The organism is Actinokineospora auranticolor (assembly GCF_041897805.1).
Classification (GTDB): Bacteria; Actinomycetota; Actinomycetes; order Mycobacteriales; family Pseudonocardiaceae; genus Actinokineospora; species Actinokineospora auranticolor.
Window position 1 is genome coordinate 2,864,433 of sequence record NZ_CP154825.1, and the last position, 15,784, is coordinate 2,880,216.

12 protein-coding genes and 1 riboswitch are annotated in these 15,784 nt (G+C 72.6%); of the genes, 5 read left to right on the forward strand and 7 right to left on the reverse strand.

The features are described from left to right. Nucleotides 1-19 precede the first annotated feature (19 nt). Entirely contained in the window at nt 20-1,216 is a 1,197-nt protein-coding gene (gene dinB, locus V5P93_RS13135) for a DNA polymerase IV (RefSeq protein WP_104480346.1), read from the forward strand. Between the two features lie 30 nt (nt 1,217-1,246). Next, nucleotides 1,247-1,909, forward strand: a complete 663-nt coding sequence (locus V5P93_RS13140; RefSeq protein ID WP_104480345.1) for a cysteine hydrolase — start codon at nt 1,247-1,249, stop codon at nt 1,907-1,909. Between the two features lie 16 nt (nt 1,910-1,925). Here V5P93_RS13140 and metH read toward each other — a convergent pair whose 3' ends face one another. The 3 genes from metH to V5P93_RS13155 form a co-directional block, all read right to left on the reverse strand. Next, nucleotides 1,926-5,534 (reverse strand): methionine synthase, encoded by a 3,609-nt coding sequence (gene metH, locus V5P93_RS13145; protein WP_104480344.1) that lies wholly within the window; start codon nt 5,532-5,534, stop codon nt 1,926-1,928. Between the two features lie 14 nt (nt 5,535-5,548). Then, nucleotides 5,549-5,627, reverse strand: a riboswitch (S-adenosyl-L-homocysteine riboswitch). Nucleotides 5,628-5,971: 344 nt separating this feature from the next. Continuing rightward, nucleotides 5,972-6,385, reverse strand: coding sequence for a hypothetical protein (locus V5P93_RS13150; RefSeq protein WP_146108106.1), 414 nt, complete (start codon nt 6,383-6,385; stop codon nt 5,972-5,974). 257 nt (nt 6,386-6,642) lie between these two features. Continuing rightward, nucleotides 6,643-7,440, reverse strand: a complete 798-nt coding sequence (locus V5P93_RS13155) for a UbiA family prenyltransferase (RefSeq protein WP_104480342.1) — start codon at nt 7,438-7,440, stop codon at nt 6,643-6,645. A 107-nt stretch (nt 7,441-7,547) separates the two neighbouring features. Here V5P93_RS13155 and V5P93_RS13160 point away from each other — a divergent pair, with 107 nt between their 5' ends. The 3 genes from V5P93_RS13160 to V5P93_RS13170 are packed head-to-tail and all read left to right on the forward strand — an operon-like array spanning nt 7,548 to nt 10,134. Next, on the forward strand, nt 7,548-8,180 hold the full coding sequence (locus V5P93_RS13160; RefSeq protein ID WP_104480517.1) for a bifunctional 2-polyprenyl-6-hydroxyphenol methylase/3-demethylubiquinol 3-O-methyltransferase UbiG: 633 nt from the start codon (nt 7,548-7,550) through the stop codon (nt 8,178-8,180). After that, the gene (locus V5P93_RS13165) at nt 8,168-9,193 is read left to right on the forward strand and encodes a type III polyketide synthase (RefSeq protein ID WP_104480341.1); all 1,026 of its coding nucleotides are present in this window, start codon (nt 8,168-8,170) and stop codon (nt 9,191-9,193) included. The genes V5P93_RS13160 and V5P93_RS13165 overlap by 13 nt, the downstream gene beginning before the upstream one ends. After that, on the forward strand, nt 9,190-10,134 hold the full coding sequence (locus tag V5P93_RS13170; protein ID WP_104480340.1) for a magnesium transporter CorA family protein: 945 nt from the start codon (nt 9,190-9,192) through the stop codon (nt 10,132-10,134). Before V5P93_RS13165 ends, V5P93_RS13170 begins: the two co-directional genes overlap by 4 nt. On the opposite strand, the gene V5P93_RS13175 is transcribed toward V5P93_RS13170, so the two are convergent. The 4 genes from V5P93_RS13175 to V5P93_RS13190 all read right to left on the reverse strand — a co-directional run bounded on the left by V5P93_RS13175 (nt 10,131) and on the right by V5P93_RS13190 (nt 15,739). After that, entirely contained in the window at nt 10,131-12,218 is a 2,088-nt protein-coding gene (locus V5P93_RS13175) for an ATP-binding domain-containing protein (RefSeq protein WP_245931389.1), read from the reverse strand. The two genes, V5P93_RS13170 and V5P93_RS13175, sit on opposite strands and share 4 nt — an antisense overlap. Before the next feature lie 102 nt (nt 12,219-12,320). Beyond that, nucleotides 12,321-12,680: a hypothetical protein gene (locus V5P93_RS13180; RefSeq protein ID WP_104480339.1), complete on the reverse strand. Its 360-nt coding sequence runs from the start codon at nt 12,678-12,680 to the stop codon at nt 12,321-12,323. Next, the gene (locus tag V5P93_RS13185; RefSeq protein WP_245931388.1) at nt 12,677-15,388 is read right to left on the reverse strand and encodes an FtsK/SpoIIIE domain-containing protein; all 2,712 of its coding nucleotides are present in this window, start codon (nt 15,386-15,388) and stop codon (nt 12,677-12,679) included. The genes V5P93_RS13180 and V5P93_RS13185 overlap by 4 nt, the downstream gene beginning before the upstream one ends. An 84-nt stretch (nt 15,389-15,472) precedes the next feature. Further along, nucleotides 15,473-15,739: a hypothetical protein gene (locus V5P93_RS13190; RefSeq protein ID WP_104480338.1), complete on the reverse strand. Its 267-nt coding sequence runs from the start codon at nt 15,737-15,739 to the stop codon at nt 15,473-15,475. Nucleotides 15,740-15,784: the final 45 nt, after the last annotated feature.

Consider the following 15,784-nt stretch of genomic DNA (forward strand, 5'->3'; position numbering starts at 1 on the left):
CCGGTATCGATGCGAACATGTGTTCGTGTCGAACGAGGGTCCGATCCTGCACGCCGACCTGGACGCCTTCTATGCGTCGGTCGAGCAGCGCGACGACCCCGCGCTCCGGGGGCGGCCGGTGGTGGTGGGCACGGGCGTGGTCCTGGCGGCCAGTTACGAGGCCAAGGCGCGGGGCGTGCGCACGGCCATGGGTGGCCGCCAGGCCCGGGCGCTGTGCCCGGAGGCGATCGTCGTACGGCCTCGGATGGCGGCGTACTCGGCGGCCTCCAAGGCCGTCTTCGAGGTCTTCCGCGACACCACCCCGCTGGTCGAGGGCATCTCCATCGACGAGGCGTTCCTCGACGTGGGTGGGCTGCGCAAGATCGCGGGCAGCCCGTCGGAGATCGCGGCCCGGCTGCGCGCGGCGGTGGTCGACCGGGTCGGCCTGCCGATCACCGTGGGCGTCGCGCGGACCAAGTTCCTGGCCAAGGTGGCCAGCGGTGTGGCCAAGCCGGACGGGCTCCTGGTGGTGCCGCACGGCGGCGAACTGGACTTCCTGCACCCGCTCCCGGTGGAACGCCTGTGGGGCGTCGGAGCGGTGACCTCGGCCAAGCTCCGCGCGTACGGGATCGCGACCGTCGGCCAGGTCGCGGCGTTCGACGTCCGCGAACTGGTCTCGATGCTGGGGGTGGCCGCGGGTCGTCACCTGCACGCGTTGGCGCACAACCGCGATCCCCGGAAAGTCCGGGTGGGACGGCGGCGCGGATCCCTTGGCGCGCAACGGGCCCTGGGGTCGCGCCGTCGGACGCTGGCGGAACTGGACGCGACGGTCGCGGCGCTGGTCGACCGACTGGCCCGCCGGTTGCGCGCGGCCGATCGGCGGTGCCGGACGGTGACGCTGCGGCTGCGCTTCGCCGACTACACCCGCGCCAGCCGCGCGCGGACGATGCGCCGCGCGACGACCGCCACCGAGGACGTGCTGGCGACCGCGCGGTCCCTGCTCGCCGACGCCTGGCCGATGATCACCGACCGCGGTGTCACGCTGATCGGCCTTTCACTGTCCAATTTGGATGACGACGGCCCGCTCCAGCTGGAACTCCCTTTCGAGGGAACGGATCCGCGCGCACTCGACGCGACCCTGGACTCCCTGCGCGAACGCTTCGGCGCCACCTCGGTCACCCGCGCGACGTTGCTCGGCCGGTCCCCGGGCATCGAGATGCCGATGCTGCCGGACTGACGGTCTTGCGCCCGCCGAGATGATCGGTGGGTGGTGGAACCGAGGAAGCACCGGTGGCACATCGAGGATCGCGAGTACGCCCGACAGGAGCAGCGGCGTGGCAGGCGCTACGCCTACCCGAGCCTGAACGGCGCGAAGACCGCGCTGGTGGTGATCGACATGGTGCCGTTCTTCGTCGCGGAGAGCGGCTACGGCCTGGGCATCGTGCCCAACATCGACGCGCTGGCCGTGGGCGTCCGGGCGGCGGGCGGTGTGGTGGCGTGGGTGCTGCCGGGACCGCGGTCGCCGATGCCCGCGGACTTCTACGGCGAACGGGTCGCGCGGGTGCTGGCGGCGTCCGGGGGAGCGGGCGCGCCCGCGGACCGGTTGTGGTCGGGCCTGCGGCACGAAGAGGGCGACCTGGTGGCGGACAAGACGGCGTACAGCGCGTTCTTCCCCGGCCACTGCCCGTTACCGGACCTGTTGCGCGACAAGGGAATCGACACGGTGCTCATCACCGGCACGGTCACCAACGTCTGTTGCGAGTCCTCGGCCAGGGACGCCGCCACCCTCGGCTACCGGGTGGTCATGGTCGCCGACGCCAACGCCGCGCGCCGCGACGCCGACCACAACGCGACCCTGCACACCGTCTACCGCTCGTTCGGCGACGTCCGCTCCACCGAGTCGGTGCTCCACCTCCTCGGGAAACCCTGAGGAGGTGGAGCACAGCTCAGTCTTGGCCCGGCTCGTACGCCAACGTGGGGCGCAGCCAGCGTTCGACGTCCTCGACGGTCATGCCGCGCCGGGTCGCGTAGTCGGTGACCTGGTCCTTGCCGAGCCTGCCGACGGTGAAGTACCGCGACGCCGGGTGGGCGAAGATCAGGCCGCTGACGCTGGCCGCCGGGATCATCGCGAAGGACTCGGTCAGGTTCATGCCCAGGTCCTTGGCGCCCAGCAGGTCGAACAGGGTGTCCTTCTCGCTGTGGTCCGGGCTGGCCGGGTAGCCCAGGGCCGGGCGGATGCCGCGGAAGCGCTCCGCGTGCAGCTCCTCGATGGCCGGGTCGGCGTCCGGCTCGAACCACTCGCGGCGCGCGCGCAGGTGGATCCACTCGGCGAACGCCTCGGCCAGGCGGTCGGCGACGGCCTTGACCATGATCGCGCGGTAGTCGTCGTGCGCCGCCTCGTACTCCGCCGCCAGCTCCTCCGCGCCGTGCACCGACACCGCGAAGCCGCCGAGGTGGTCGCCCGCCGGGGCGATGTAGTCCGACAGGCAGCGGTTGGGCCTGCCCTCCGGCTTCTCGGTCTGCTGGCGCAGCATCGGGAACCGCGCGTCGACGCCGGGCAGCACGATGTCGTCGCCCTCGGCGTGCGCCGCCCAGAACGCGTACGCGCCGCGGAACTCCAGCCGGTGGCCGATCTCGTCGAGCATCGCGTTGGCGTCGTCGAACAGCTCGCGGGCCACCGGGTTGTCGAGGATCGCGGGGTACTTGCCGCGCACCTCCCAGGCCAGGAACAGGAACTGCCAGTCGATCATCGCGCGCAGCTCGGCCAGCGTCGGCGCCACCTGCCGGACACCGGTGAACGCGGGCGTCGGCAGGTCGGCGAAGTCGACGACCTCGCGGTTGGCGCGGGCGGCCTCGACCGACAGCAGCGGCTTGGCGTGCCGGTTCTCGTGCTGCTCGCGCAGGACCTCCTGGTCGGCGCGGTTGCGCACGTCCAGTTCCTCGGCGCGGTTCGGGTCCATCAGGTCCGAGACGACCCCGACGACGCGGGAGGCGTCGAGCACGTGCACGGTCGTCGAGTCGTAGACGGGCGCGATGCGCACGGCCGTGTGCTGGCGCGACGTCGTGGCGCCGCCGATCAGCACCGGCAGCTTCAGCCCGCGCCGCTGCATCTCGGTCGCCACCGTGACCATCTCGTCCAGCGACGGCGTGATCAGCCCGGACAGGCCGATCACGTCCGCGCCCTCGGCGACCGCGGTGTCCAGGATGACCGACGCGGGCACCATCACGCCCAGGTCGATGACCTCGTAGTTGTTGCAGCCCAGCACCACGCCGACGATGTTCTTGCCGATGTCGTGCACGTCGCCCTTGACCGTGGCCAGCACGACCTTGCCCTGGCCGCGGGTGGTCTCGACCTTGCCCTCCAGCCGCAGCCGCTCCTTCTCCGCCTCCATGTACGGCTCCAGGTAGGCCACCGACCGCTTCATCACGCGGGCGCTCTTGACCACCTGCGGCAGGAACATCTTGCCGGAGCCGAACAGGTCGCCGACGACCTTCATGCCGTCCATCAGCGGGCCCTCGATCACGTCGAGCGGCCGCGCGGCCACCGCGCGGGCCTCCTCGGTGTCGGCCTCGATGTAGTCGACGATGCCGTGCACCAGCGCGTGCGAGAGCCGCTGGGCGACCGGCGCGTCCCGCCACGCCAGGTCGACCACGCGCTTGGTCTTGGACCCCTTCACCGTCTCGGCGTACTCGACGAGCCGGTCGGTGGCGTCCTCGCGGCGGTCGAAGAGCACGTCCTCGACCAGTTCCAGCAGGTCGGCCGGGATGTCCTCGTACACCGCGAGCTGACCGGCGTTGACGATGCCCATGTCCAGGCCCGCGCGCACGGCGTGCAGCAGGAACGCGGAGTGCATCGCCTCGCGCACGGTGTCGTTGCCGCGGAAGGAGAACGACAGGTTCGAGATGCCGCCGCTGGTCCGCGCGCCGGGGCAGCGCTGCTTGATCAGCGGCAGCGCGTCGATGAACGCCTTCGCGTACCCGTTGTGCTCGCTGATGCCGGTCGCGACCGCGAGCACGTTCGGGTCGAAGACGATGTCCTCCGCCGGGAAGCCGACCTCCTGGGTCAGCAGGTCGTACGCCCGGGCGCAGATGTCGACCTTGCGCTCGGTGGTGTCCGCCTGGCCCTGCTCGTCGAAGGCCATGACGACCACACCGGCGCCGTAGTCGCGGATCCGGCGGGCCTGGGCGAGGAACTGCTCCTCGCCCTCCTTGAGGCTGATCGAGTTGACCACGCCCTTGCCCTGCACGCACTTGAGCCCGGCCTCCAGCACGCTCCACCGCGAGCTGTCGACCATGATCGGGATCCGGGCCACCTCGGGCTCGGTGGCGATCAGGTTGAGGAAGGTCGTCATGGCCTGCTCGCTGTCGAGCAGGTCGGCGTCCATGTTCACGTCGAGCAGGTTCGCCCCGCCGCGCACCTGGTCCAGCGCCACGTCCACGGCGGCCTGGTGGTTGTCGCCCTCGATGAGCCTGCGGAACTTGGCCGAGCCGGTGACGTTGGTGCGCTCGCCGATCATCACGAAGCCGGTGTCGGCGCCGATGGCGAACGGCTCCAGGCCGCTGAACCGGGTCTTCGGCTCGATCGTCGGCACCGCGCGCGGCGCCATGCCGCGCACCCGCTCGGCGATCTGGGCGATGTGCGGGGGCGTGGTGCCGCAGCAGCCGCCGACGATGTTGACCATGCCCTCGCGGGCGAACGCGGCCAGCAGCTCGCCGGTCTCGGTCGGGGTCTGGTCGTAGCCGCCGAAGGCGTTGGGCAGGCCCGCGTTCGGGTGGCTGGCGGTGTAGACGCCCGCCAGCTTGTTCAGCTCCGCGACGTGCGGGCGCATCTCGGTGGCGCCGAGCGCGCAGTTCACGCCGACGATGAGCGGCTCGGCGTGCTCGATCGAGCGCCAGAACGCCTCGACGGTCTGCCCGGAGAGCGTGCGGCCGCTCAGGTCGACGATGGTGACCGAGATCCACAGCGGCAGGTGCGGGGCGACCTCGCGGGCGGCGGCGATGGCGGCCTTGGCGTTGAGCGTGTCGAAGATCGTCTCGATGAGCAGGATGTCCACCCCGCCCTCGGCCAGCGCCCCGATGTGCTCGGCGTAGCAGGCCTTCACCTGGTCGAAGGTGACCGTCCGGTACGACGGGTCCTCGACCTTGGGGGAGAGCGACAGGGTCACGTTGAGCGGGCCGACCGACCCGGCCACGAACGCCCCCACCTCGTCCGCCGCCTGCCGCGCGATCTGCGCGCCGCGCAGGGTCATCTCGGCCGCGAGGTGCTCCAGCCCGTAGTCGGCCTGCGCGATGGCGGTGGCGGTGAAGGTGTTGGTGGACGTGATGTCCGCCCCCGCCGCCAGGTACTGCCGGTGGGCGTCGAGGATGACGTCGGGGCGGGTGATGTTGAGCAGGTCGGGGTCCCCGGTGACGTCCTTGGGGTGGTTCGCCAACCGCTCGTCGTAGTAGTCCTCGGGGCGCAGGGAGGCGTTCTGCAGCATGGTTCCCCACGCGCCGTCGAGTACGACGATCCGTTCGTCCAGCAGCCGCCGCAGGTCATCGGTCCGAGCCGACACGCACACCTCCAGTTGTCCCGGAGGCGCCCTTGGAAGTCGTCGCGAGCCGAGCGTGGCGGGCCGCCGTGGCCCGTCGCAGCGCCTCTCGGCATCGGACGCCAGCCTACCGGATGGCCCCCCAGTAAAACGCCGGAGTCCACCCGGGCGCATCACTCGAAAGTGGCTTGCCGGGAGCGGTTCGGGTGCCCGGTGGGTAGGGAGGTGGCGGAGGGGCGATCGCGAAGGTGCTCGTGCCTCGACGCGGAGGTCGACTTCCTGAGCCCGCGGCGCGACCCCGGGCGGGGCTGGGACTCCCGGGCGAAAAAGTGCCCCGCTCCCGGGCCGGGGGCCGGAAGCGGGGCGGTGGGCCCGCGAGTCGACCGGGAGCATCGGGGTCGCGGGGCCCTGGGTGGTCGTCGTCGGGGCGGGGTCAGGGCTCCGGCGACGACCGGTGTCGGCTACGGGATCGCCAGGGGCAGCTGGGGGAGCTGGGGGAGCAGCGGGCGCTGGGGCGCGGACTGCTGGGTCATCAGCTGCCGGATGAGGTTCAGCAGCCCGGGCAGGGCCGCGGCCGCGATCTGCGGTGACAGCGCGGAGGCGGCCGAGTGCGCGAGCGCCTGGGCGTCGACCAGCAGGTGCAGGACGCCCTGGCTGTCGGTGAGGCCGCGCAGGTCCTCGAGGACCGGGGGCAGGTCGGCGAGGGCCTGGTGCAGCTCGCCCGGCGACTCGGCGTCGGTCAGCTCGTGGGTGATGGCGGTCAGCCGGTCCATCGGGTTCGCCTCGGCGGCAGTCGCGGTAGGGATGATCAGCAGCGCGGAGACGGCGGCGGCGAGCACGGCCGTCGCGGTGCGCGGCAGCGGGGTCCTCTTCAAGGGGCGCCCTTTCTGGTCGGTCAACGAGGTACTCGGGCTGCCCTAGAGCTAGCAGCGACAACGGCCCGTGACCAGCCCGGCACCTTGTGTGACTCCGCAAGCAGTTCAGCGCATCCGTTCCCGCATAACCGCTGGTCAGCCCCATTCGCGTGGTGTGGCACCGGACAGCACGGGCAGGTGCACACGCAGCGGGGTGGCCGGTGCGCCGCTATCGGTGACGCCGCCGCCGATCGGGTGAAAGCGGGCCGTGTCACCCGTCAGAGGGTCGCGGCGAGGAGTACCCCGGCGTCGATGACCGCCACGACCAGCATGGCGTGGAACGCGGCGCGGGAGCCGGGGCGCCTGCCGAGCACCAGTCCCACCACGGTCACCGCGAGTGCCACCGCCAACCCCGCGTAGGCGAGCGGCCCCGGCAGCCCCGCGACGAGGGTCGCCGACGCGGCCAGCACCAACAGCGCGGCGGCGGCCCGTGACGCGGCTTCCCCGAGGCGGTGGGGCAGCCCCACGACACCCGTCGCGCGGTCGTCGGCGAAGTCCGGGAGCGTGTTGGCGAAATGCGCCGCACTGCCCAAGAGGGACGCGGTCGCCACCAACCACCACGGTGGCCAATACGGGTCGGGAAGCCCAAGAGTGACGAATGCCGTCAAGAGTCCAAACGAGACCGCGTAGGGAACGATCGAGAACGCGGTCTCCTTCACCTTCACGTCGTAGGCCCACGCCGACACAAGAGCCACTACGTGCATAAGTCCGGCCACCATCCCGGACAACAACGACAGCCCCACCGCGAGTACACCGGATACCAACACCAAGAGCCGCACGGTCGACGCCGAGACCTTCCCGGACGCGACAGGCTTGTCCGCCCGCCCCACACGCGCGTCGCGCGGCGCGTCGACCAGGTCGTTGAGCCACCCCACCGACAACTGCCCCGCGAGGACCGCCGTCCCGACCGCGACCCCGCCCCACACCGTCTGCCCCAGCCCGAGAGCCAAGGCCACGGCGGCGACCGTCACCGCGACGGCGGGCTCCGGATGCGAGGCGCGCAGCAGGGGCGTCACCGGTCCAGCCTACGGCGGAGCCCGCCGCGCTGTGCCAGCCTCGGTGCGTGACCGCGATCTACGACGACCTGGCCGACCGGTGGTGGCAGCCCAGGGGGCCATTCGCCATGCTGCACTGGCTCGCCGCCGCCCGCGCGCGGCTCGTCCCACCCGCGCCACGTCGAGGCGCGGTGCTCGTGGACCTCGGTTGCGGCGGGGGCCTTCTCGCGCCGCACATAGCGCGAAAAGGCTACCTACACATAGGTATCGATCTATCCCTAACCGGACCACGCTTAGCGTCCGAGCACGGTGTCCACGCGGTCAGGGCCGATGTACTGCGTGTGCCACTACGGCCCGAATGCGCGGACGTAGTGGTGGCGGGAGAAATCCTCGAACACGTCCCGGACCTACCCCGCGCCGTGGAACAAGCCTGTGGACTCTTGCGCCCGGGCGGCCTCCTGGTGATCGATACATTGGCGAACACCGCGCTGTGCCGGTTCCTGGCGATCACGGTGGCCGAACGGCTGCCCGGCGTGCCGCGCGGCGTGCACGAGCCCGGTCTGCTGGTGGACCGGGCGCTGCTGGTGCGCGAGTGCGCCCGGCGAGGTGTGCGCCTGCGGCTGCGGGGTATCCGCCCGTCGGCGGCCGACCTGCTCGGCTGGGCGCTGGGCCTGCGCCGGGACGTGCGCCTGCGGCCCGTCCCGACGACCGCGGTCCTGTTCCAGGGGACCGGCACGAAGGAGGCCCGATGGCCGCGGTGACCGGGCTCGGCACGGCACTGCCCCGGTCGGTGGACCAGGAAGCCCTGTGGGAGCGCGGTTTCCGCGCGCACTTCGGCGACAGCGGCTTCGCCCGGCGGGTGTTCGCCGGGTCCGGTGTCCGCTCGCGACACACCGTCGTGGACCCGTTCGCGGAGGGTGTCGCCGGGTGGTCCACCGCGCAGCGGATGGCCCGGTTCGACCGGGAGGCCCCACCGCTGGCCCGGGCGGCCCTGCGCGAGGCGCTCGACGACGCGAACCTCGCCCCCGGCGACCTCGGGCTCGTCGCGGTCGTGTCCTGCACCGGCTACGGCACCCCCGGCCTCGACATCGGCCTCGCCGCCGACCTCGGCCTGGCCGCCGACGCGCAACGGCTCGCCATCGGCCACATGGGCTGCTACGCCGCGCTGCCCGGCCTGGGCGCGGTGTCCGACTTCGCCACCGCGCGCGGCCTGCCCGCCGCGCTCGTGTGCGTCGAGCTGACGTCGTTGCACATCCAGCCACCCGACCGCGACCCCGAGCAGGTGGTGGCGCACGCGCTGTTCGGTGACGCCGCGGCGGCGGCCGTGGTGCACCCCGACGCGCCCGGCTGGGAGGTCCTCGACGTCGTGTCGCACACCGACACCGACACCCGCGACCTGATGACCTGGCGGATCACCGACCACGGCTTCCGGATGGGCCTGTCCGCGCGGGTGCCGGACGTGCTGGCGGTGGCGGTGCGCCCGGTCGTGGAGAAGATGCTGGCCCGGCACGGCGCCGACGTCGACGGCGTGGCGGGCTGGGCGGTGCACCCCGGCGGGCCGCGCGTGCTGGACACTGTGGCCGCCGGACTGGGCCTGCCGCCCGCGGCGCTGGCCGCCTCGCGAGGGGTGCTCGCCGAGCGCGGGAACTGCTCGTCGGCGACGGTGTTGCTGGTGCTGCGCGAACTGTCCGCGCGGCCGGGAGAGCTGGTGGTGGCGATGGCGTTCGGCCCGGGGTTGACCCTGTACGCGGTGTTGCTGAGGCGGTCGGCGTGAGTCGGACGCGGCTGTACCGGGACGGCTCCGTCGAGGAGGACTTCCCGCTCGACCAGCTGGCGGAGCGGCTGGCGGGCGGCGGGGTCGCCTGGGTCGACATCTCCGACGACAAGGCGCTGGAGGTCGTCGGCCGCGAGCTCGGCCTGCACGAGCTGGCGCTGGAGGACAGCCAGGAGCGCCACCAGCGGCCCAAGCTCGACCACTACCGCACCCACCAGTTCGTCTCGGTCTACGGGGTGTCCGTGGCCGCCGACGGCACCCTCGAGTGCCACGAGTTGTCGATGTTCGTCACCCCGAACACCCTGGTCACCGTGCGCGACGGCTTCGACATGGCCGCCGTGACCCGCCGCTGGGACGCCTCCGCGCTGCCCTGCGACCGGGTCGGGGTGCTGCTGCACGCGGTGCTCGACATCGTGGTCGACGGCCACCTGGAGGCCACCTCGCGGCTCGACGAGCTGATCGAGGATCTGGAGGGCGTGGTCTTCGAGGAGCGCCCCGACGTCCGCGAACTCCAGCGGCACTCCGTCCGGGTGCGCCGCGCCCTCGCGGGCCTGCGCCGGGTCGTGCTGCCGATGCGCGACATCATGACCGAGCTGCCGCGCGACAAGAACCTGGTCGACGCCGAGCTGCAGCCCTACTTCGGCGACATCCGCGACCACGTCGCCCACGCCGCCGAGTGGACCGAGTCCCTGCGCGACCACATCACCGCGCTGCGCGAGACCCAGCTCAACATCCAGAGCAACCAGCTCAACATGATCATGAAGAAGGTCACCGGCTGGGCCGCGGTGATCGCGATCCCCACCGCCATCACCGGCTTCTACGGCCAGAACGTCCCCTACCCCGGCTACGACCAGCCCTGGGGCTTCTGGGCCTCCACCGCCGCCATCATCGCCATCGGCGGCGGCCTCTACGCCATGTTCCGCCGCAAGGACTGGCTCTAGAACCGCAGCGCCTCCGGCAGCGGGTCGGCGTGGATGACGTGCAGGGTGGTCACCGCGCGGGTCAGGGCCACGTAGAGGCGCTGGAGGCCGCGCTGTTCCGCGGTGGCGATGCGGGACGGCTCGACGACCAGGACGGTGTCGAACTCGAGGCCCTTGGCCAGGGTCACCGGCACGAGTGCCAGGCGTTCGGCCTCCGGGTCGGCGTCGTCGCCGAGCACGACGTAGCGGAACCCGCCGTCCGCCAAGGCCTCGGCGATGGCGGGGAGGTCGGCGTCGGCCGCGATGAGGGCGACGGACCCCTCCTCGACCAGGGCCGTCGCACAGGTCGCGGAGATGGTCGCGGCGAGCTTCTCGGGGGTGGTCTCCTCGAGGTTCAGCGCACCCGGCCTGCTGCGGAAGGACGCCGGGCCGCGCAGGTCCGGGGCGATGCGCGGCAGCAGGCGGGCGGCGAAGTCGATGATCTGGGCCGGGACGCGGTAGCCGCGGGTCAGCTCGGCGATCCGCCCGTCCGCGCGATCGAGGTGGGTGAGCACGGCCGCCCAGTCCGACACCGCCGCCGGGCTCGTCGCCTGGGCCAGGTCGCCGAGCACGGTGCAGGAACCCGCCAGCCTGCGGGCGATCGCGCGCAGGTGCATGGGGCTCAGGTCCTGGGCCTCGTCGACCACGACGTGCCCCAGCCGGGCCGGTCGGGCGAGCCTGCCCGCGACCTCGTCGAGCAGCGCCAGGTCCAGGCTGCTCCACGTCATCGCCTTCACCGACCTGGGCTTGGGGGTGCGCAGGACGACCTGTTGCTCGTCGGGGGACAGGACCCCGTCCGCCGCCTCCGCCAGCACGGCCGCGTCGGTGAGCAGGTCGAACACGACCCGCGCGGCGTTGACGGCGGGCCACACGGCGCGCAGGGCCCGGTCGATGCCGCGGTCGCGGGCCAGCGCCTCCACCGACGAGGAGCCGATACCGGACAACTCCATCCGCCGCAGCACGCGCAGCGCCAGCCGCTTGGCCAGCAGGTCGCGGCCCGGGCCGTAGTCGAGGTCCCGGGCGAGCACGGCGTCGAGTTCGGCGGCGAAGTACTCCACCGGCACCCGCCACACCCGGTTCTGCCGCTTGACCTCCACCCCGTCGACCGGCCGCCGGATCCGCGACCGCAGGTACCGGCGGACGACCTCGGCCATCCGCGCGTCCCCCTTGACCCGGGCGGCGTCGGGCTCGTCCACCCGGCCGACCGCGAGCCGCGCCCCGGTGACCTCCTCGATCGTCGTCTGCGCGACCTCCACCTCGCCCAGCGCGGGCAGCACGTTGCGGATGTAGGACAGGAACGCCCGGTTCGGCCCGATGACCGCGACCCCGCCGTCCCGGCGCAACCGGTCCCGCTCGGCGTAGAGCAGGTACGCCAACCTGTGCAGCCCCACCGCCGTCTTGCCCGTTCCCGGCGCCCCCTGCACGCACACCGTGTCCCCCAGGGGCGCGCGCACCAAGCGCATCTGCTCGGGCTGGATGGTGGCGACGATGTCGCGCATCGGGCCCTTGCGCGGGCGCTCGATCTCGGCGGCCAGCAGGCCGTCCCCGCCCGCCGCTGCCCGCGGGGTGAGCGCCTCGTCCTCGTAGGCGGTCACCAGGCCCCTGGTGTCGAACCCGTAGCGGCGCCGGACCCGCACGCCCATCGGGTCCTGGTGGGCCGCCTCGTAGAACGCCCGCGACACGGCCGCGCGCCAGTCGATGACCAGCGGCTCGCCGTCGTCGTCGCGGACACCGCGCCGTCCGATGTAGACGAGGTCCCGGTCCGGCGGGTGGGTCGGCGAGCCCGCGGCGCGGACCACGTCGCCGTCGTGGACCTCGCCCGGCGGGAAGTCGAGGCGCCCGAAGAACAGCGGCACGTCGTCGAGGTCGGCCAACTCCTCGAGCGCGCGCACCCGGACCTCGCGCAGCGCGTTGTTGAGGTACTTGTCGACGACCGCGTCGCCCTCGCCCGCGCCGGTCGCCAGCATCGCCGCGACCTCCTCGCGCATCGCGGTGAGGGTGACCCGGCACAGGTCCATGTAGTCGCGCTCGGCGCGTATCTCGGGTTCGAGGACGGGCTGGTTCACGGTTGAGATTTCCCCCACGGCAGAAGTGCGCAACCGATCAATTGTACGGTTGGCGCAACTCGTTAACCGGGAGAAGAAATACCGCTACGGGTGAAATCCCCATTACGGCCGCCGGGGCCACATCGCTTTCCGCAACGCGGTCCGGAACGCCTTGGTGGCCGGTTCGATCTGGGCCAGGTACTCCCGCAGGCTCTCCGGTCGCGCGGTGGTGTCCGGGGCCGGGCGGGGGGTGGTCACCAGCCAGCTCTGGCCTTCCACCGAGTTCACCACCTGCCGCCACCAGCCGTTGATCTCGCCGACGACCTGGGCCTCCGCCTCGGTCGCGGCGTGGATCTCCTTATCGGTGGCGTGGATCTCGGCGACCAAGTCGATCAGCCGCCGCCGTTCGTGGTCGGTGTGCTTGCGGGCGGCGCGGTGCGCGGTGTCCAGCAGTTCGCGGTAGCGGGCGGCGGGATCGGTCACGACTCCTCCGGGTGCAGCGCGGTGGTGGTGTCGAAGGGGATCAGCACGTCCGGTCTGCTGTGCGTGGACCGGTCGAAGAAGATCGCCCGGTGCGGGCGCGGTGACCAGTCCACGATCTGCCCGGCCGCCAACGCGTTCAGTTCGGCGCCTTGGACGTCGAGCGCCACCCAGGCGCCGACGTCGTCGGTGCCCGCGAAGCCCAGGGTGTCCTTGAGCCTGCCGACCCCGCGCCACCAGCCGAAGGTGTGCACGTGGTTGGCGGGCCCGTTCTTCAGCAGCGCCCGCAGCCGGTCCAGGCCGCTGGGGCCGAAACCCTCCTTGACCTCCAACACCGGGTGCGCCGCGTCCACCGCGTAGAAGAACACGAACTGCGGCACGCCGTTGTCGGGGAAGTCCGGGATCACGCTGTCGAACCGGGGGTGCACCCGGTGCCCCATGTCCTCCAGCGCGTGCTGGACCAGCGCGACGTGCTCGTTCAGCGAAGCGACCGCGCACCACAGGTGGAACTCGCAGTTCTCGCCCCGGTGGATCTTGCCCAGCGACAGCGCCAGGCTGTCCAAAATGGACAAAGCGTCGTTCTGCGCCGTGCCCAGCACCGCCAGGTTCCGGCCCGGCGCGGGCTCCACCCGCAGCGTCGCCGCGCTGTCCTCGACCGCGATCACCTGACCCAGCAGGGGACCCGACGGGTGCGCGAACTCCGGCGCCGACGCCAGGTCCGGCTGGTGCGCGCCGTCGAACAGCCGCGGCACCGCCCCCGCCTGCTCCCGCCACAGCCGCTGCTGCAACTCGTCGAAGGTGCCCCGGCTCGACGCGTCCGGTACGTGCGCGACCTCGTTGCCGTGCGGCACACCGGAATCGTGGTTGATCACCGCGTGCCAGCGGGGCAGGCTCACCGGCGCGTAGTTGTCGTCGGTCAGCACCCGCTTCGCCTTGGGCATCGCGATCCGCAGCGTGCACTGGTCGTACACCGCGGGCTTGCCCCAGAACGCCTCGATCCCGGCGATGTCCTGGCTGGCCAGCACCAGGTGGATGCCCTGGGACCGGCCGCGCCTGGCCACGTCCTCCAGCAGCGCCGCGGCCTGCTGGGTGATCTGGTCGCGGCTGCCGAACAGCGCCTGGAACTCGTCGATCACCGCGACGATCCGCGGCCACCGCGCCTCCGGCTCCGCGTCGCGCAGCTCGGCCAGCTTGGTGACCTCCTGCCGCTTCGCCGCCTCCGCGCGCCGCGCCAGCTCACGGGTCAGGTACCGCAGCAGCGCCAACCCGAACTCGCGGTCGGTGTTGACGTTCACCCCGACCAGCCGCGCCTGCGGCAGCCAACTCGGGTCCTTGCGGCCCGGGGTCAGACCCGCGAACGACACGCCTTCCTTGAAGTCCAACAGGTACAGCTCCAGCTCGTCCGGCGGGTACCGGGCGGCGAAGCCACCGAGCATGGCGTAGAGGAAGTTCGTCTTGCCCGACCCGCTCGGCCCGGCGACCAGCGCGTGCGGGGTCGCGTCGCCCAGCACCACCTCCACCGGCTCGCCCTCGTCGAACCCGATGACCGTGCGCAGCTCCTCGCGGGAGCTGCCCCGGCCCAGCTCGTCCGGCAGCAGGTCGACGAACGAGCGCGGCCTGCCCCGGCGCACCACCACGTCGTCGCGGATCGCCGCGGCGGCCCGGCTGACGATCCCCGGCGGCATCGGCGGGTCGGCCCGCACCACGATGCCCGGGCCGGTGATGCTCGCCGTCGCCCGCTCGGCGTCGGTGAAGCTCACCGTCTCCAGTGGACTGCTCGCGGACACCGGCATGTCCACCAGGATCAGGTGCACCCCCGCGTCCGGTCCCGTGCGGGCGACCCGGTTCAGCTCCCGGTACTGCTCGTCGGCCAGCCGCTCGCCGTTGCCGAACAGCACCGCGACCCGCCACGGCTCCACCCGCCGCCCGGCCACCTCGCAGGCCTCCCGCAGCGTCGTGCGGCCCGAGGCGCGCAACGCGTTCGCGTGCACCTTCCGGATGTGCCCGGCCAGCAGGCCCAGCAGGTCGTCGAGCCGGGTCGGGTCGTGCACGACCAGCAGCCCGCCCGCGGTGAGCGGGTGCAGGTTCGGCAGCGGACCGGTCAGGTGCCCGATGTCCCACAGGTGCAGCCGCACCAGACCCGGGGTGAACGTGCTCAGCAGCCGCAGCAGCAGCGTCTCCACGATGGAGTCCACCGCGGCGCGCGCCTCCGGCACCGAGTTCAACCGCAGGTTCCCCTGGTCCAACAACGGCACCGCCAGCGGGAACCCGTCCGCAGGCGACGCGTGCTCGACCTGCGCCGACCCGATCCGCCACAGCCGCGGCGAGCGCACCCCGGGGTCCTGCCCGATCGCGCCCAGCCAGTGCTCCCAGTGCGCCCCCGCCGGACCCCACGCCTCGGCCGCGACCAGCTCCCGCACCGCGCCCAGGCCCTCGGCCCGCCACTCGACGTAGCTCTCGTCGCGCTCGGCGTTGATCCGGGCCCACACCTGCGCGAACGCCGGGTCGGCCAGCTTCTCCGCCAGCTCCGGGTCCAGCGCGGCGGCGCCCAGCCCGACCCGCTGGACCTCGCGCTCGAACTCCAGCTGCCGCTTGCGGACCTCGGCCCGCTCCCGCGCCCCCGCCGCCGCGCCCAACGCCCGGTTCAACACGGTGCGCAGCCGGTTGAACGCCTCGGTCGCGCGATCCCTGCGCTCCCGCCTACCCAGCATCGGGGTTTCTCCTCGTGACAGTGGCTACCCGCGGACGGGCTACCCGTGCGCGCGTCCCGCTACCCGGCGCGCCCGCACCGCGTGTCAACGGCGGGCCGCGTACGCCTCGGCGGTGGAGACGGCGGCCATGGCGGCGCGCTGGGCCTCGGCCAGCGACGCCCGGGCCTCGTCGAGCAACCCGGACGAGCGGTCCAGCTCGGCCGACCCCGTGCCGATCGCGGAGCCCGCGGCCACGAGCGCGGTCCGCGCCTCCTCGAGCTGCAACGACGCCTGCGCGACCGCCGCGACCGCGCCCTGGGTCCGCTGAGTCGCCACCGCGACCCACGAACGCAGCTCCTCCACACCCGCCATACCTGAACAGGCTAGTGCGGATGATCTCCGCCGGCCGCACCGGGT